This window comes from Pseudomonas sp. RV120224-01b (assembly GCF_003208145.1).
GTDB classification, from domain to species: Bacteria; Pseudomonadota; Gammaproteobacteria; order Pseudomonadales; family Pseudomonadaceae; genus Aquipseudomonas; species Aquipseudomonas monteilii.
In genome coordinates, this window is the sequence record NZ_QKMQ01000010.1 from 13,766 (window position 1) to 29,556 (window position 15,791).

Annotated in this window: 17 protein-coding genes; 14 read left to right on the forward strand and 3 right to left on the reverse strand. The window is 63.8% G+C overall.

All coding sequences use genetic code 11. The features are described 5' to 3' along the window. The first annotated feature begins 51 nt into the window (after positions 1 to 51). From N436_RS16390 to N436_RS16435, 10 genes are all read left to right on the forward strand, one after another. On the forward strand, positions 52 to 438 hold the full coding sequence (locus N436_RS16390) for a CidA/LrgA family protein (protein WP_110741556.1): 387 nt from the start codon (positions 52 to 54) through the stop codon (positions 436 to 438). Next, positions 428 to 1,114, forward strand: a complete 687-nt coding sequence (locus N436_RS16395) for an LrgB family protein (RefSeq protein ID WP_016713477.1) — start codon at positions 428 to 430, stop codon at positions 1,112 to 1,114. The genes N436_RS16390 and N436_RS16395 overlap by 11 nt, the downstream gene beginning before the upstream one ends. 176 nt (positions 1,115 to 1,290) lie before the next feature. Beyond that, positions 1,291 to 2,196 carry an alpha/beta fold hydrolase gene (locus tag N436_RS16400; protein ID WP_105946992.1) on the forward strand — a complete coding sequence of 302 codons (906 nt, stop codon included), beginning with the start codon at positions 1,291 to 1,293 and terminating at the stop codon, positions 2,194 to 2,196. A 114-nt stretch (positions 2,197 to 2,310) separates the two neighbouring features. Next, positions 2,311 to 3,222, forward strand: a complete 912-nt coding sequence (locus N436_RS16405) for an SDR family oxidoreductase (RefSeq protein ID WP_105946991.1) — start codon at positions 2,311 to 2,313, stop codon at positions 3,220 to 3,222. Positions 3,223 to 3,348: 126 nt separating this feature from the next. Next, positions 3,349 to 3,912 carry a GNAT family N-acetyltransferase gene (locus N436_RS16410; RefSeq protein WP_016713234.1) on the forward strand — a complete coding sequence of 188 codons (564 nt, stop codon included), beginning with the start codon at positions 3,349 to 3,351 and terminating at the stop codon, positions 3,910 to 3,912. Positions 3,913 to 3,968: 56 nt separating this feature from the next. Then, positions 3,969 to 4,496, forward strand: coding sequence for a sigma-70 family RNA polymerase sigma factor (locus N436_RS16415; RefSeq protein WP_105946990.1), 528 nt, complete (start codon positions 3,969 to 3,971; stop codon positions 4,494 to 4,496). Continuing rightward, the gene (locus N436_RS16420; protein WP_105946989.1) at positions 4,493 to 5,464 is read left to right on the forward strand and encodes a FecR domain-containing protein; all 972 of its coding nucleotides are present in this window, start codon (positions 4,493 to 4,495) and stop codon (positions 5,462 to 5,464) included. The genes N436_RS16415 and N436_RS16420 overlap by 4 nt, the downstream gene beginning before the upstream one ends. 76 nt (positions 5,465 to 5,540) lie before the next feature. Continuing rightward, positions 5,541 to 8,066, forward strand: coding sequence for a TonB-dependent receptor (locus tag N436_RS16425; RefSeq protein ID WP_105946988.1), 2,526 nt, complete (start codon positions 5,541 to 5,543; stop codon positions 8,064 to 8,066). A 67-nt stretch (positions 8,067 to 8,133) separates the two neighbouring features. Then, entirely contained in the window at positions 8,134 to 8,673 is a 540-nt protein-coding gene (locus N436_RS16430; RefSeq protein ID WP_105946987.1) for a hypothetical protein, read from the forward strand. 19 nt (positions 8,674 to 8,692) lie between these two features. Continuing rightward, entirely contained in the window at positions 8,693 to 9,079 is a 387-nt protein-coding gene (locus N436_RS16435; RefSeq protein ID WP_110741557.1) for a lysozyme inhibitor LprI family protein, read from the forward strand. Between the two features lie 121 nt (positions 9,080 to 9,200). Here the strand turns inward: N436_RS16435 and mnmH are convergent, their stop codons facing one another. Both mnmH and selD read right to left on the reverse strand, forming a co-directional pair. After that, positions 9,201 to 10,313, reverse strand: coding sequence for a tRNA 2-selenouridine(34) synthase MnmH (gene mnmH, locus N436_RS16440; protein WP_110741558.1), 1,113 nt, complete (start codon positions 10,311 to 10,313; stop codon positions 9,201 to 9,203). After that, positions 10,313 to 11,347 carry a selenide, water dikinase SelD gene (selD, locus tag N436_RS16445; protein ID WP_110741559.1) on the reverse strand — a complete coding sequence of 345 codons (1,035 nt, stop codon included), beginning with the start codon at positions 11,345 to 11,347 and terminating at the stop codon, positions 10,313 to 10,315. Before selD ends, mnmH begins: the two co-directional genes overlap by 1 nt. A gap of 126 nt (positions 11,348 to 11,473) precedes the next feature. Between selD and N436_RS16450 the strand changes: the two genes are divergently transcribed. The 4 genes from N436_RS16450 to phnE are packed head-to-tail and all read left to right on the forward strand — an operon-like array spanning position 11,474 to position 14,719. Further along, positions 11,474 to 12,328, forward strand: coding sequence for a putative selenate ABC transporter substrate-binding protein (locus N436_RS16450; RefSeq protein ID WP_110741560.1), 855 nt, complete (start codon positions 11,474 to 11,476; stop codon positions 12,326 to 12,328). Then, a complete protein-coding gene (locus N436_RS16455; RefSeq protein WP_110741561.1) occupies positions 12,325 to 13,134 on the forward strand; it encodes a phosphonate ABC transporter ATP-binding protein in 810 nt (269 codons plus the stop codon). The genes N436_RS16450 and N436_RS16455 overlap by 4 nt, the downstream gene beginning before the upstream one ends. Further along, positions 13,128 to 13,955, forward strand: a complete 828-nt coding sequence (locus N436_RS16460) for an ABC transporter permease (RefSeq protein ID WP_110741562.1) — start codon at positions 13,128 to 13,130, stop codon at positions 13,953 to 13,955. The genes N436_RS16455 and N436_RS16460 overlap by 7 nt, the downstream gene beginning before the upstream one ends. Continuing rightward, positions 13,952 to 14,719 (forward strand): phosphonate ABC transporter, permease protein PhnE, encoded by a 768-nt coding sequence (gene phnE / locus N436_RS16465; RefSeq protein WP_110741563.1) that lies wholly within the window; start codon positions 13,952 to 13,954, stop codon positions 14,717 to 14,719. The genes N436_RS16460 and phnE overlap by 4 nt, the downstream gene beginning before the upstream one ends. A gap of 129 nt (positions 14,720 to 14,848) precedes the next feature. On the opposite strand, the gene N436_RS16470 is transcribed toward phnE, so the two are convergent. After that, positions 14,849 to 15,736, reverse strand: a complete 888-nt coding sequence (locus tag N436_RS16470; protein WP_110741564.1) for a bestrophin family protein — start codon at positions 15,734 to 15,736, stop codon at positions 14,849 to 14,851. Positions 15,737 to 15,791: the final 55 nt, after the last annotated feature.

A 15,791-nucleotide genomic window follows, 5' to 3' on the forward strand; every position in this document is an offset into this window, starting at 1 on the left:
TGGCCTAGGCAGCCAAATCTTAAAATGAGGGCCTGTCGAGGAACCCCCGCCATGAAACCCGCATTGTTGAAAAAAGCCCTGCGCCTGCTTGTCGAGCTGGCGATTCTTTGTGCCTTGTTTCTGCTGGGAGGCCAGCTTGCCACCTGGTTGGATTGGCCGATCCCCGGTGGCGTGATGGGCCTGGCGCTGCTGCTGATACTGTTCGCGTCCGGTGTGCTCAAGCCGGCCATGCTGCAACTGGGCGCCGGCTGGCTGATGGCCGAGATGCTGCTGTTCTTCATTCCGGCGTTGATGAGCCTGCTGGACTACGGCTCGCTGATCCGTGAGGAGGGCTGGCGCATCTTGCTGGTGATCGCCGTGAGCACGCTGATGGTGATGGTGGTGACCGCGCTCACCGTGGAACTGGTGTGCCGCTGGAGGTTGCGCCATGAGCCTTGAACCCATGCCGCTGTTCTGGCTGGCCCTGACCTTGCTGGCCTACCTGGGCAGCCGCTGGCTGTACCGGCGCAGCGGGCGCTACCTGCTGTCGCCGTTGATCCTGGTACCGGTGCTGTTGTTGGCGGTGGCGGTGCCGCTGCACACCGCGTATGCCGAATATGCGCGCAATACCCATTGGTTGATGAGCGTGCTTGGCCCGGTGACCGTCGCCTTCGCGGTGCCCATCTGGCAGCAGCGGGCGATGCTGGCGCGCCATTGGCCGGCGCTGATGGTGGGCATGGTCGCTGGCAGCAGTGCCTCGATCGCCAGTTCCTGGGGGCTGGCGCACCTGCTGGCGCTGGACAGCGCGACCAGCCTGTCGCTGGTGCCGCGTTCGATTACCACACCGTTTGCCATGCCGTTGGCCCATGACCTGGGTGGCGTGCCAGAGCTGACAGCGGTGTTCGTGATGTTCACCGGTGTACTCGGCGCCATGTTCGGCGGCGTGCTGCTGCGTTGGTTGCCGTTGCGCACGCCGCTGGCACGGGGTGCGCTGTTTGGTGTCGGTGCGCACGGTGCCGGGGTCAGCCGGGCACAGGAGGTGGGCCGCGAGGAAGGCTCGGTGGCCGGCCTGGTCATGGTGCTGACCGGCTTGCTGAACCTGTTCGCGGCACCGTTGCTGGCCCTGTTGCTCTGACCGTTCGTGCCACTGACTCGCACAGTCATCAAGCTGGCTGGCAACGCAAGTTCCAGCCAGTGGGCTGCTGGCTAGACTTTGCCTCGACATAGAGAGCACATGTATGTGCCGAGGTGACATGCAATGACCGCAGCCTTGCCCTATCCCGTCCCTATCACTTCACCGGGTTACTTCTGATGCCTATGGCCGAAATTCCATTGTGCGTCTGGCGTACCCGGGGACAAAGCTTCAACTTCCGGGGCCAGAGCATCCGCTACTGGACCGCAGGGCAAGGAGAGCCCCTGCTTCTGTTACATGGCTTCCCCACGGCCAGCTGGGACTGGCACTACCTGTGGGGGCCTTTGACCCAACGCTTTCGGGTGATCGCTTGCGACATGCTCGGTTTTGGCGACTCGGCCAAGCCGGTCGATCACGCGTACAGCCTGATGGAGCAAGCCGACCTGCAGCAGGCCTTGCTCGGCCACTTGCAGGTCGACCAGCCTGTGCACCTGTTGGCTCATGACTACGGCGGCAGCGTGGCCCAGGAACTGCTGGCGCGGCACCACGAACAGCGTGCCGACATAGCCAGCTGCGTGTTCCTCAACAGCGGCCTGTTCCCCGAAAGCTGCCGCATGCTGCTGATCCAGAAACTGCTGCTTAGCCGGTTCGGCTGGCTGGTCGGGCGCTCGTTCGGGCGTGACGACCTGGTGCGCAACGTGACCCAGGTCTACGGCCCCTGCACCCACCCCAGCGAAAGTGCCCTGGATGATTTCTGGAGCCTGATCGCCGCCAACCGGGGCACGCGCATCCTGCACAAGCTGGTGAGCTACATGCCCGAGCGCAGGTTGCATCGCGAACGCTGGGTCGGGGCGATGCAGCGCAAAGGCGTACCCCTGCGCTTCATCAATGGCGTGGTTGACCCACTTTCCGGCGGGCACATGCTGGAGCGTTATCGGCAACTGGTGCCGGAGCCGGATACCGTGCAGTTGCAGGGCATCGGCCATTACCCGCACACCGAGGCGCCTGTGCAGGTCCTGCGCCACTACCTGGCTTTTCGTGAACAGCCGCTGAGCTATTACCCGCAGAAAGTGGCGTGGTCCTGACCGGGCCTCATCGCCCTGCGTTATTGCCAGGCATTCAGCCTGCGTGAGCTTGATTGTCCGCCTGCCGCTGGCGGCGGACACTTGGCTGACCTGAACCTGCCTGGAGCCATGAGCATGAGCGAGCCTGTCCGTCTGCAAGATCGCGTGGTGATCGTCACCGGGGCTGGCGGTGGCCTGGGCCGCGCCCATGCGCTGCTGTTCGCCGCGCGGGGGGCCAGGGTCGTGGTCAACGACCTCGGCGGCTCTACCCACGGTGAAGGTGCCAGCGCTTCGGCTGCCGACCGGGTGGTAGAAGAGATCCGCGCCGCCGGTGGCACCGCCATCGCCAACCATGACTCGGTCAGCCAGGGTGCGCGCATCGTCGAGCAGGCCCTCGACAGCTTCGGCCGGGTCGATGTGCTGGTGAACAATGCCGGCATCCTGCGCGACAAGACGTTCCACAAGATGGACGACAGCGACTGGGAGCAGGTTTATCAGGTGCATGTGGAAGGGGCCTTCAAGGTCACCCGTGCCGCCTGGCCACACCTGCGCGATCAGAACTGGGGGCGGGTGATCTTCACCGCCTCCACCTCTGGTATCTACGGCAATTTCGGCCAGGCCAACTACGGCATGGCCAAGCTTGGCTTGTACGGGCTGACCCGCACGTTGGCAATCGAAGGGCGCAAGCACGGCATTCTGGTGAACGCCATCGCCCCTACCGGCGGCACCCGCATGACCGAAGGGCTGATCCCGCCTCAGGTCTTCGAGCGGCTCAAGCCGGAACTGGTCAGCCCGCTGGTGGTGTACCTGGGCAGCGAGCAGTGCCAGGGCACGGGCGAACTGTTCGAAGTGGGTGGCGGCTGGGTGGGCAAAGTGCGCTGGGAGCGCAGCCTGGGGGTGGGCTTTGACCCGCGCGAAGGCTTTACCCCGGAGCAGGTGGCGGAAAACTGGGCGCGGATTGGCGACTTTGACGGCGCCGTGCACCCGCAGGACAGCCTGCAGGCGCTGCAGCAGATGATGGCGAACCTGCAGAAGTACCCACTCTGAGAAAGCTGGCACGGTCTCGGTAGAGCGGCCCTTTGTCGCGATGGGCTGCGCAGCAGCCCCGGGATGCCCGAACCCTGCGCTTGACGTTAAACTGTCATCTCCCCAGCAATGGACAGGAGATCCGGCGTGACCCCACCCCGCAGTTTCCCCAGTGACCTCTGCCTCGACAGCCCGCGTCTGCACTTGCGCCCCATGCGCCATGCCGATGCCGCGCAATGGCTGGCGATCATGGCCGACCCCGAGGTCATGCGTTATTGGCACCATGCCCCCTGGCAAGACCTGGCCGAAGCCGAAAGCGCCCTGGCCGCCGACCGAGAAGCCTATGCCAATGGCGACCAGCTCAAGCTCGGCATGTACCGCCGCGACAACGGCGAACTCATCGGCATGGTACAGCTGTTCAACATCGACGATGTCTCCCGCCGTGGCGAAATCGGCTACTGCCTGGCCAGCGCGGTGCAGGGCAGGGGCTACATGGACGAGGCATTGACCTGCTTCATCGACTACCTCGCCCACACCCTGCACATGCGCCGCCTTGAAGGCGAAATCGACCCACGCAACCAAGGCTCGGCACGCACGCTGGAGCGCCAGGGTTTCGTGCTGGAAGGCACGCTGCGGGCACGCTGGTGCGTGGCCGGCGAGTTGTCCGACTCGGGTCTCTACGGCCTGCTGCTGGAACCGCCTGTTGCATAGTCTTACGGCGAATAGATACTATTCGGGAACAATTCTCACTTGTGTCCCGGTGCCCCATGCCCGTAGCCGACTCACCGAGCCCGTACCCGCTTGAACAGCTGTACAGCGAGCACCACGGCTGGCTGTTCAGCTGGCTACGGCGCAAGTTGCGCTGCTCGCACAGCGCAGCCGACCTTGCCCAGGACACCTTCGTGCGCATCCTGGCCTCGCGTGATGCCCTGTTGGGCATGCGCGAGCCACGCGCCTACCTCAGCACCACGGCGCGTCGCCTGCTGATCGACCGGGTACGCCGGCAGCAGATCGAAGAGGCCTACCTCAGCGAACTGGCGTTGGCCGCCGAGGCGCTGGAAGGGCACCAGTCCCCCGAGAGTATTCTCATCACCCTGGAAGCGCTGGAGCAAATCGCTTTCCTGCTCGAAGGCCTGCATGCAAACGCACGCGAAGCGTTCGTAGGCTACTACCTGGACGACCTGACCCAGCCGCAGATTGCCGAACGCCTGCATATTTCCCCTCGCATGGTGCGCAAGTACCTGGCCCAGGCCCTGATTCACTGCCACCGCACGCTGGACATCGCCGAGCCGTGAACGCTTCCCGGATCGAACAGGAGGCCGCCGAGTGGGCGCTGTGCCTGGGCGAAGGTGAACTGGACGCAGACGAAGCGCGCGAGTTTCAGGCCTGGCTGCAAGCCGATCCGCGACATGGCGCCACCTTGCGGCGCATGCAAGGGGTGATCAGCCAGATGCAGGCCCTGCGCCAGCAACGCGGGCCGGTGGGCGCGGGTTTGCGTGCTGGCGTGCAGCCTTCGGCGCCACGCTCGGGCGCACGGCGCACCTTGCTCGGCCTGGCAATGGCGGCCTCGGTGCTGGGTGCATTGCCTTTTGCCGGGGTGCAACCCCGGGACTGGCTGGCTGACCTGCACACTGCGCCGGCCGAGTGGCACAGTGAAACCCTGGCCGATGGCTCGCAGCTGACCTTGGCAGGCAATTCTGCCGTGGACGTGCAGTTCAGCGCGGGCGAGCGGCGCATTCGCCTGCTGCATGGCCAGGTGTTGGTGGATGTGAGCCATGACCCTGCGCGGCCTTTCGTGGTGCAGACCGACGAGGGCAGCTTCAAGGCGTTGGGCACTCGCTTCGTGGTCAGCCAAGGACGCGAGCGTAGCGAGCTGACCATGCTCGAATCCCGTGTCGAGGCGCGCAGTGCAGTGTCCGGTGATCAACTGGTTGCCGGGCGCGGTGAACGCGCCTGGGTGGCACGCGACGGGCTTGGCCCGCTGCCGGCCATTGACCCGGCTCGGGTGGACCAAGCCTGGCAACATCACCAGTTGGTGGCCGAAGGCGTGCCACTCGACCAAGTGCTGGACGCACTGTCACAGCAACGGCGCGGCGTACTGCGTTTCGACCGCCAGGCCATGCAGGCCATCAAGGTGTCGGCGGTGCTGCCGCTGGATGACAGTGAGCGCGCCTTGCGCCTGCTGGCCGAAGCGCTGCCGATCCGCATCGGTGGGTTTGGCCGCTGGTGGACCACGGTAGAACCCGCCCCGCAAAGAAATTGATCCAGTTGGTTCCGCTTCTGCGCACTGGCCCGTCAAACAAGAGGCCAACCGATCAAGAACAAGGAGCCGATCCACCATGCGCCGATTCCCTGGCCACCCCGTCCTCAGCCCGCTAGCCCTGGCCTTGCGTTTGTCCTGTGCCGGGTTGGCCCTTTCCGTTGCGGCCCTGCCGGCCGTGGCCGAGGAGGCCGCCCGCCGTAGCTTCGATGTGCCCGCCGGCAACCTGGCCGAGGCACTTGGCAGCTATGCCCAGCAGGCTGCCGTTTCGCTGGCCTTCACCCCCGAAGCGCTGGCCGGCCTGCAAAGCAATGGCCTGCACGGCCTGTATTCGGTGGACAGTGGCTTTGCGGTGCTGTTGGCCGGCAGCGGTTACCGGGTGGAGCGCAGCGACAACGGCTACCGGCTGGTGGCCGAGCCGCAGGCGGCGGTGAGCGGTGATGCGATGGAGCTGAGTGTTACCACCGTGGCCGGGCAGGGCATGGGCGAAAGTACCGAGAACACCGGCTCCTATGCGCCAGGCCTGATCAGCGTCGGCTCCAAGAGCCCGGCCAGCCTGCGCCAGACGCCGCAATCGGTGTCGACCGTGACGCGCCAGTTGATCGAAGATCAGCAACTGACCGACATCAACCAGGCGATGAAAGTGACGCCGGGCATCGTCACCCAAAGCACCACCTTCCGCACCCAGGACTTCCTCTCGCGCGGCTTCAGCATCCAGAACCTGCAAATCGACGGCGCTGCACCCCAGGCCTTGGGTACCGCGATGGGCTCGTTCTATTCGTCGAACATCTTCGAGCTGGCCGAGTTCGACCACATCGAAGTGCTGCGTGGTACTGCTGCGCTGTATGGCGGCTCGGGCGACCCGGGCGGCATCATCAACATGGTGCGCAAGCGGCCCACTGCCTACAACCAGCTGAAGATGACCCTGTCGGCCGGCAGCTGGGACAACTACCGCCAGGAGTTCGACCTGTCTGGCCCGCTGGGCTGGGATGGCCGCCTGCGTGGGCGTTTGGTGATGTCCAACACCGACCGCCAGTATTTCACCGACAACCGTGCCACCGAGCGGCCGCTGGTCTATGGCGTGCTTGAAGCGGACGTTACCGACGACACCATGCTCACCTTCGGTGCCCGCTACAACAAGTCCCACGAAAACGGCACCAACACCGCGTTGCCCCGTTACAGCAACGGTGCCGATCTGAACTTGCCGCGTCATACCGGTTTGACCAAGAACTGGTCTTACGTCGACGCCACCGCGCGTGAATACTTCGCCAAGGTAGACCACCGCATCAACGACGACTGGAAGCTCAACCTCAGTTACACCAACACTTGGGACCTTGGGCTGTTCAAGAATGCCACCACCCTCAATGCGGTAAACCCGGTGACCAATACCGGTGCGACCTGGTACGGCACGTTGACCCGCCAGGAAAACGAGCAGCACCTGTACGACGGTAACGTCTCCGGGCACTTCCAGGCATTCGGCCTGGACCATGAAGTGGTCTTCGGCGCCGACTACCAGAAGATTGACAGCCGTTGGCTGGGTACCGCGCCCAACGCGGCCACTGGTTCGCCGGCCAACGTGTTCGACCCCGACAGCTCGCCCTTCGACAACCCAGGCACTGCGCGTGACTACAAGCGCGACTACAGCCCCAACTCGCAGCGCCAGTATGGCCTTTACGGCAGCCTGCGCCTGCAACTGGCCGAGCCACTGCACCTGATCGTTGGTGCGCGTGCCCAGCGTTTCCACTTCTGGCAGACCTATACCAATGCGCTGACCACCAATGTGACCAAGACCAGCCCCGAGCAGCGCATTGGTACCAAGGTCACGCCGTTCGGTGGCCTGGTGTACGATCTGGATGATCAATGGTCGGCTTATGCCAGCTACTCGGAAATCTACAAACCGCAATCCAGCCAGATCAGCGGCCCTGCAGAAACCGGTTCGCCGCTTGAACCCATGACCGGCAAAACCTACGAAACCGGCCTCAAGGGTGAGCTGTTCAATGGCGCGCTCAACGCCAGCGTGGCGCTGTACTACACCACCCGTGAAAACCAGGCGGTACAAGACCCGAACTTCCCGGCAAGTTTCGCCGGCTTCTCCGGTAGCTGCTGCTATGTGTCCAACGGCAAGGTAGTGAGCAAGGGCATCGACATGGAGCTGTCCGGCGAGGTGCTACCGGACTGGATGCTGGTGGGCGGCTACACCTTCAACCTCAACCGTAACCGCAGTGCCGACACACCGCTGAGCACGGTAATGCCCAAGCACCTGTTCAAGCTGTACACCACCTATCGCCTGCCGGGCATCTTCAGCGACTTCAAGGTCGGCGGCGGCGTGCAGGTGCAAAGCGCTACCTACGTTTCCGGGATGGTTAACCGCTACGACAGCAATGGCGCGCTTGCGGAGCGGGATGTGCCCTTTGACTTCAACCAGAGCGGCTATGCCATCTGGAACGCCTTGGTCGACTATCGGATCGATGATCACTGGAACGTCACGCTCAATGGCAACAACCTGTTCGACAAGAAGTACTACGAAACCGTGGGTACCTCGACCTATGGAAACATGTACGGCGAACCACGCAACTTCATGGTGACCCTGCGCGGCACCTATTGAAGGTTTGGAAGCGGGGCGGGGCCTGGGTTAAGGTCGTAGCCTGTCCCGCTTCCACCAGGTAAACCCCTTGCCCGTTTTCTACCTGAGCATCAGCTTGCTGCTGTACGTGCTCGCCCTGTTTTTCGATGGTGCGCTGATGAGCGGCGAGCGCCACATGCCGGCCCTGCAGATGCTGCTGTACGGGCCATGGGGCATGCCCTTCGGCTTGTTCCAATGGTTTGCCAACCCGCTGCTGGCCCTGGCCATCCTTGCCCATCGGCGGTTCCGCAGGCTGGCTTTGCTGGCCGGGCTGGCCGCGGTGTACCTGGCCGCCAGCAGCTTCGGAATTGACCGCTTGCCGGACAACCAGAGCTACGCGTTTCATGAGCGCACCGGCTTTGGTGCCGGTTTCTACCTGTGGCTGGCGGCTATGGTGGTGTTTTGTGTAGGCCAGGCCTGGCATTGCTGGAAGGCACGCAGCGCCAACGACATGCCGGGTTGGAACTGGCTTGATGTAGCGTTGATCGCAGCGTTGGCTGTGACGCTTTACGCGGCAACGCAGATGCCATCGTTGCGCTTCGAGCCGGGCAACGTACTGATGCCACCAGAGCAGCCGCAGACGCTTTGATACCCACAAGGAGGGGCGCATGACCAAGCATTATCTGACAGGCCTGGTACTGGCTTGTGTGCTGCCATTGGCAGTGGCGGACGATTACACGCCGGCCTACGGGCAGTGCATGGACAAGGCCTCCAGTACGGTGGCCATGAGTGCATGTATCCAGGCTGAAACACAGGTGCAGGACCAGCGTTTGAACCGGGTGTACAAACAGTTGATGGGCAAGCTGGAGACTGGGCAGCAGAAAAGCTTGCGCGATGTGCAGCGCAAGTGGATGGCCTACCGCGATGGCAATTGCCAGTTCCATGTGCAGGCCAGTGGCGGGACCCTGGCGCAGTTGGAAGGTGGGACGTGTGTGATGGACATGACCCGCGACCGGGCAGCGGAGCTGGAGCGGGTGCTCAGCCCAGGGCAGTGAGGTTGCCTGTTCTGACCTCATCGCCGGCAAGCCAGCTCCCACAGGGATCGCAGCGCTCTTAGCTGCAGCGCGATCCCTGTGGGAGCTGGCTTGCCGGCGATGGGCGCGAAGCGGCCCGCTTTTATCTTTCAGGTTCGCGCAGCGCGCGGGCCTTGAGGTACTCGCGCACTTCCAAGGCATCCCCGGCAAATTCGATACGCTCAGCCTTCGCCGCACGCTGGTAGGCATACATCGGGTCGTAATACTCGTTCAACAAGCCTTCGATCCAGCCCCGATGCAACTCCACCGCGCCGCTGCGCTGCTGTTCTTCCAGCGCCTGGGCCAGCAGTGTCGACAACCGCTGATATCGCTCGCCACCCAAGCGCTTGTAGATGTTGGCCATGCTTTGCAGCATGCGTTCGGCAAACAACCGGCGACCTTCTTCCTCGCCATGCACAGCGGCGAACTCGGCACTCAGGTTGACCACATAATCACGCAGGATACGCTCCACGCGGTTGGCAAAGCTGTCTTCCAGCCAAACCAACGGGTATTGCTGCATGCCTTGGTAAAGCTCAAGCGGCACCGTGCAACTGCCGACAATGCGGCCTTCATCTTCCAGTACGAATTGCTCGATCCCGCTGGCACGCTTCTTCAGCACATCGATAGCCAACTGGTTCTCGAAGTCGATTTGCGCCGGTTGCGCAGTAGCGCGCTTGCCGAAGCTGGAGCCGCGATGGTTGGCGTGGCCTTCCAGGTCGAGCACGTTGCCCAGTTGATGCAGTACATCCGTCTTGCCGGTACCGGTAAGGCCGCCCAGTAGCACGAAATCACATTGCGCCACTGCCTGCTGGGTGGTTTCCAGCAGAAAGGTCCGCATGGCCTTGTAACCGCCTTTGACCCGCGGGTACTGGATGCCTGCCTCATCGCGCAACCAGCCCTGCACGATTTGCGAACGCAAGCCGCCGCGCAAGCAGTACAGGTAGCCTTCTGGGTGTGCCTGGGTGAACGCCACCCAGGCCTCCATGCGCGTCTGCTTGGTCGTGCCGCTGACCAGTTGATGGCCAAGGGCGATGGCAGCTGTCTGGCCCTGCTGCTTGAAGCAGGTGCCGACCTTCTGCCGCTCCTGGTCGTTCATCAGCGGCAAATTGACCACGCCCGGAAAGGCGCCTTTGGAAAATTCGACGGGTGCCCGCATGTCCATCATCGGCACGTCGTCGAGGAACAGCTGGCGGAAATCGGTGCAGTCGGGGCGCATCAGATCACCTCGACCGCGTGGCTCTGTCGTTCGACCAGCTTGCCGATTGGCGACAGTTGCAGGCCCAGTTCGGCAGCGACTGCCAGGAACTCGTCTTTACCTTCAGGGCTGACTGCCACCAGCAGGCCGCCGCTGGTTTGCGGGTCGCACAGCAGGTGTTTCTGGTCGTCGCTGAGTGCGCCGAGCTTGTGGCCGTAGCTTTCGAAGTTACGCAGCGTGCCGCCGGGGATGCAACCTTCGGCCAGGTAATGCTCGACGCTGGGCAGGCGCGGTACGGCGGCGTAGTCCAGGTGCGCGGTAAGGCCGCTGCCTTCGGCCAGCTCCACCAGGTGGCCGAGCAGGCCAAAGCCGGTGACGTCGGTCATGGCCTTCACACCGTCGAGTTTGCCGAAGCGGCTGCCGGGGGTATTGAGGGTGCACATCCAGTCTCGGGCCAGGCCCTGGTCCTGTGCGCGCAACTTGGCCTTTTTCTCGGCTGTGGTGAGGATGCCGATGCCCAGGGGTTTGGTCAGGTACAGCTGGCAGCCGGCAGTGGCGGTGTCGTTGCGCTTGAGGTGGCGCTTGCTGACCACGCCGGTCACGGCCAGGCCGAAGATAGGTTCGGGGGCGTCGATGGAGTGGCCGCCGGCCAGCGGAATGCCGGCTTCGGCGCACACCGCACGGCCGCCACGAATCACTTCGCGGGCCACTTCCGGTGGCAGCACATTGACCGGCCAGCCCAAAATGGCAATCGCCATCAGCGGGTCGCCGCCCATGGCGTAGATGTCGCTGATGGCGTTGGTGGCGGCGATGCGGCCGAAGTCGTACGGGTCATCGACAATCGGCATGAAAAAGTCGGTGGTCGAGACCACGCCGCGCTCGTCGTCCAGCGCGTACACGGCAGCGTCGTCGCGCGAGGCGTTGCCAACCCACAGCTTCGGGTCCAGGGCCTGGGTGCCGCTTTCGGCAAGGATCACATCCAGCACCTTGGGGGAAATCTTGCAGCCACAGCCGGCACCATGGCTGTACTGGGTCAGGCGAATCGGCTCGCTCATACGCACCTCGGCAGGTCAGATTGTTGCGCGATTGTAGCAAAGCTGGCCTTTGGGCCTTGGCCTCTTATAATCCTTGGAGTCGACGGATTTGTCGGCATTTCCCCGCTATTGAACCGGAGAACACCCATGCTCAAACGCCCCTTGGCGCTCGCCGCCGGCCTTGTGCTGTCTTGCTGTGCCGTTGTCGTCCAGGCTGCTGAAGTGTTGCGAGTCAGCGCCATCCCCGACGAAGCACCGACCGAGTTGCAGCGCAAGTTCAAGCCGTTGGGCGAGTACCTGGCCAAGCAACTGGGCATGGAAGTGAAGTTCGTACCGGTGGCCGATTACCCGGCTGTGGTCGAGTCGCTGGCCGCCGACCGGCTGGACCTGGCCTGGCTGGGAGGCTTCACGTTCGTTCAGGTGCACCTGAAGGATCCGACCGCCACGCCACTGGTGCAGCGTGAGCAGGACGCGCAGTTCACCTCCAAGTTCATCACCGCCAACCCCGACGTGAAAAGCCTGGCCGACCTCAAGGGCAAGTCGTTCGCCTTCGGCTCCATCTCGTCTACCTCGGGCAGCCTGATGCCGCGTTACTTCATGCTCAAGCAGGACAACATCAAGCCTGAAGAGTACTTCAGCCGTGTGGCCTACTCTGGCGCCCATGACGCCACCGTGGCCTGGGTGCAGGCAGGCAAAGTCGATGGCGGCGTGCTCAATGCCAGTGTGTGGCAGAAACTGGTGGATGCCGGCAAGGTCGATACCGCCAAGGTGAAAGTGTTCGCCACTACCCCGACCTACTTCGACTACAACTGGACCGTGCGCGGCAACATGGCACCGGCGCTGAAAGAAAAGATCAAAAAAGCGTTCCTCGACCTCGACCCGGCCAAGCCGGAGCACAAGGCTATCCTCGACCTGCAGGCCGCCAGCCGCTTCATCGAGACCAAGCCTGAAAACTATGTAGGCACCGAGCAAGCTGCGCGTGAGGCTGGCCTGCTCAAGTGACTGCTTCGAACGCGGCAATCCACCTGCACGGTGCCGGCCTGCGCCATGGCCAGGTACGCGCGCTTGACGCAATCAGCTTGCGCATCGAGCAGGGCGAGCGCGTCGCGATCATTGGGCCGTCGGGGGCGGGCAAGTCGAGCTTGCTGCACCTGATGGCTACGGCCATCCAGCCCAGCAGCGGGCGCGTGGAGTTGCTTGGTGAGCAGCCCTGGACGTTGTCCGCCAGGGCACGCCAGCGCCTTCGGGCGCGGGTCGGCCTGGTGCATCAGGCACCGCCCTTGCCACCGCGCCAACGGGTGGTGACGGCAGTATTGGCCGGCCGACTGGGGCAGTGGGGGGTAACGCGTGGCTTGCTCAACCTTCTGTACCCCAGCGATGTGCCGGGGGCGCGCCAGGTGCTGGCAGAGCTCGGGCTGGCCGACAAGCTTTTCGTGCAGTGCGGGCAGTTGTCGGGTGGCCAGTTACAGCGGGTGGGTATTGCCCGGGCCCTTTACCAGCGGCCACAGGTGCTGCTGACCGACGAGCCGGTGTCGGCCATGGACCCTGTGCTGGCCGACCACAGCCTGGCCTTGCTCAACCGCCATGCCCAGGCCAATGGCGTGACACTGGTGGCGAGCCTGCATGCGGTGGAGTTGGCGCTGGCGCATTTCCCCCGGGTGGTCGGTATCCGCGAGGGCCAGGTAGTGTTTGATTGCCCGGCAGAAGCGGTCACCGAAACCATGCTGGAGGCGCTGTACGCGAATGAACAACTGGCTTCGCCGCCAACCCAGGGGCCGATTCTGACGGTGCAGATCCCGCGATGCTGAGGGCCGACACCCGCGACCCGGCCCTGCTGCCACGGCTGCTGCTGGCCTTGCTGGGCGTGGCGATACTGTGGCCGGGTATCCAGTTGAGCGAACTGAACCCCGGGGTGCTGCTGCAGGCAGAGAACCGACAGCAGATCGTCAGTTTCACCAGCGCTTTCTGGCCACCCGCGCACGATGCCGATTTTCTCGTGTTGCTGTATGAAGCCACGCTACTGACCCTGGCCGTGGCCACCGCCGGCATGGCGTTGGCGTTGCTGCTGGCCGTCCCGGCGGGGCTGTTGGCCAGTCGCGCCTTGTCGTTGCGTGCTGCCTCCCGTGGTGGGCGTGCAGGGCTTTGGTCGCGTTTGCTGCGCCTGCCGGTGCGCGGGTTGCTGATCTTCCTGCGCAGCGTGCCGGAAATTGTCTGGGCGCTGTTGTTCGTGCGGGCCGTGGGGCTGGGGCCGACGGCGGGTGTGTTGGCCATCGCCATTACCTACAGCGGTATGCTGGGCAAGGTCTACGCCGAAATCTTCGAGTCGGTCGACCAGCGCCCGGCCCATGCCTTGTTGCAGGCGGGCAGTGGCCGGCTGACGGCGTTTCTCTACGGCATTCTGCCCAATGCGGCGTCCGAGGTGGTGTCCTACACCGTGTACCGCTGGGAGTGCGCGGTGCGGGCCTCGGTGGTGATGGGGTTTGTGGGGGCGGGCGGGCTGGGGCAGCAGATTGACCTGTCGATGCGGATGTTTGCCGGGGCGGAAGTGGCCAGCATGTTGCTCACCTTCCTGCTGCTGGTGAGTTTGGCCGACTTGCTCAGCCGCCTGCTGCGCTGGAGGCTGGCATGAACCGGGTCATCAACCTGTTGCTGCTGGGCGCCATCGTGTTGGCGGTGTTGGCCTCGTTCGCATACCTGGAGCTGGACCTGCAAGCGCTGGTCGGCAACGGTGGGCTGGGGCAGATGGGCGAGTACGCCGGGCGTTTCCTGCATCCGGACCTGTCTGCCGGGCACTTGAAGGCCGTGTGGCATGGGGCGCTGGAGACGCTGGCCATGTCTGGTCTGGGCACCTTGTTGGCGATGGTCATGGGGATGTTGCTGGCACTGCCGGCTGCAGGGCGATTCGGTTGGCCATTGCAAGGCGCGGCGCGGTTGCTGCTGAATGCCCTGCGCGCCATTCCGGAACTGGTGTGGGCTGCGCTGACAGTACTGGCGGCCGGTCTTGGGCCCAATGCCGGCACCCTCGCGTTGGCGCTGCACACTGCCGGTGTTCTGGGACGCTTGTTTGCCGAGGCGCTGGAGAATGCGCCGCCAGAGCCAGCGGCAGCGATTCGCTTGCAGGGCGGCAGCCAGGTGGCCGCGTTCTGTTTTGGTACCTTGCCCAACGTGTGGCCGCAGTTGCTGGCCTACAGTTTGTACCGCTGGGAAAACAATATCCGTATGGCCAGCGTGCTGGGCTTTGTCGGGGCGGGCGGCTTGGGGCAGATGCTGTACACCACGTTGAGCCTGTTCCAGGAGGCCCAGGCCAGCACGGTGATTATTGGCATGCTGGTGCTGGTGTTGCTGGTGGACATGTTGAGTGATGTGTTGCGCCAGCGCTTTGTGAGGGCGTGACCGACAGCCGGGGCCGCGGTGCGGCCCATCGCCGGCAAGCCAGCTCCCACATGGACCGCGCAATCCTTTGAGTTTGCACTGTACCTGTGGGAGCTGGCTTGCCGGCGATAGGGCCCTTGAGGCCGAATGCTAAGCGAGCTCCCCACACTGCGCTTCCCGTTGCATCGACTCCAAGTTGCGCTCGATCGTCTCGCAAATGGTGTCCATCTGGATCTGGTGCTCACTGAACCTGAACGGGCTCTGCAAATCCGTGCCGATCCGCTCGATGGCCAGCAACATGAACCCCACCACGGTCGAAGCCAGCGGCGTGAACCAGCCCAGCGACTCCACCAGCCCTACTGGCACGATCAGGCAGAACAGGGTGATGAACAGTCGCGGAAAATACACGTAAGGGTAGGGCAGCGGTGTATTGGCAATCCGCTCCATGCCGCCTTGGGCATTGGACAGGTCCACCAGCGTCGATTCCAGCCGCGCCAGGCGGATGCTGTCCAGCCGCCCGGCTTGGTATTCCCGCGCCAGCAAGGCCGCCGAGCCACCGAGAATGTCATTGGCAAAGTTGTTCGAGCGGTTGCGCCGTTCGAACTCAGCCGGCGGGATGAAAGCCATCAGTTCATCCGGGCAACTCTCACCCTTCAAGTGTGCAGCCAGGCAGTTCACATAGGCGATGTGCCGGCGCAGCAGGGTGGCCTTGACCGGGTTCAGGCCATCAGCCGGGTCATCGATCAGGTTTAGCGTCTGCCTTGCGAAGCTACGCGAACTGTTCACCAGCGCCCCCCACAACGTCCGAGCTTCCCACCAACGGTTGTAGGCGCTGCTGTTGCGAAAACTCACCAGCACTACCAGCGCCGAGCCCAGCAAGGTCAGCGGGATCAGCGGCAGGGTGAACTTGCTGTTGAAAAACAGCATGAAATCGATGGTGACCAGCACATCCCAGATCAGCAGCCAGAACAGCGACCAGCCGATGTAGCCGATGGTCTTCACGACCAGGCGGTACTTGCGGGTGATGATGTCTTTCACGCGGGGGGACCTCGAAGCGCGGGGGATGCAGGATGGGACGCCGATGGGAGGGCAT

What these genes read in the sequence shown, in the direction of transcription:
- N436_RS16400 (WP_105946992.1), top strand. Translation starts at nt 1,291, where the DNA reads ATGCCTATGGCCGAAATTCCATTGTGCGTCTGGCGTACCCGGGGACAA.
- N436_RS16415 (WP_105946990.1), top strand. Translation starts at nt 3,969, where the DNA reads ATGCCCGTAGCCGACTCACCGAGCCCGTACCCGCTTGAACAGCTGTAC.
- N436_RS16405 (WP_105946991.1), top strand. Translation starts at nt 2,311, where the DNA reads ATGAGCGAGCCTGTCCGTCTGCAAGATCGCGTGGTGATCGTCACCGGG.
- N436_RS16390 (WP_110741556.1), top strand. Translation starts at nt 52, where the DNA reads ATGAAACCCGCATTGTTGAAAAAAGCCCTGCGCCTGCTTGTCGAGCTG.
- N436_RS16460 (WP_110741562.1), top strand. Translation starts at nt 13,128, where the DNA reads ATGCTGAGGGCCGACACCCGCGACCCGGCCCTGCTGCCACGGCTGCTG.
- N436_RS16425 (WP_105946988.1), top strand. Translation starts at nt 5,541, where the DNA reads ATGCGCCGATTCCCTGGCCACCCCGTCCTCAGCCCGCTAGCCCTGGCC.
- selD (WP_110741559.1), bottom strand. Translation starts at nt 11,347, where the DNA reads ATGAGCGAGCCGATTCGCCTGACCCAGTACAGCCATGGTGCCGGCTGT.
- mnmH (WP_110741558.1), bottom strand. Translation starts at nt 10,313, where the DNA reads ATGCGCCCCGACTGCACCGATTTCCGCCAGCTGTTCCTCGACGACGTG.
- N436_RS16450 (WP_110741560.1), top strand. Translation starts at nt 11,474, where the DNA reads ATGCTCAAACGCCCCTTGGCGCTCGCCGCCGGCCTTGTGCTGTCTTGC.
- phnE (WP_110741563.1), top strand. Translation starts at nt 13,952, where the DNA reads ATGAACCGGGTCATCAACCTGTTGCTGCTGGGCGCCATCGTGTTGGCG.
- N436_RS16435 (WP_110741557.1), top strand. Translation starts at nt 8,693, where the DNA reads ATGACCAAGCATTATCTGACAGGCCTGGTACTGGCTTGTGTGCTGCCA.
- N436_RS16395 (WP_016713477.1), top strand. Translation starts at nt 428, where the DNA reads ATGAGCCTTGAACCCATGCCGCTGTTCTGGCTGGCCCTGACCTTGCTG.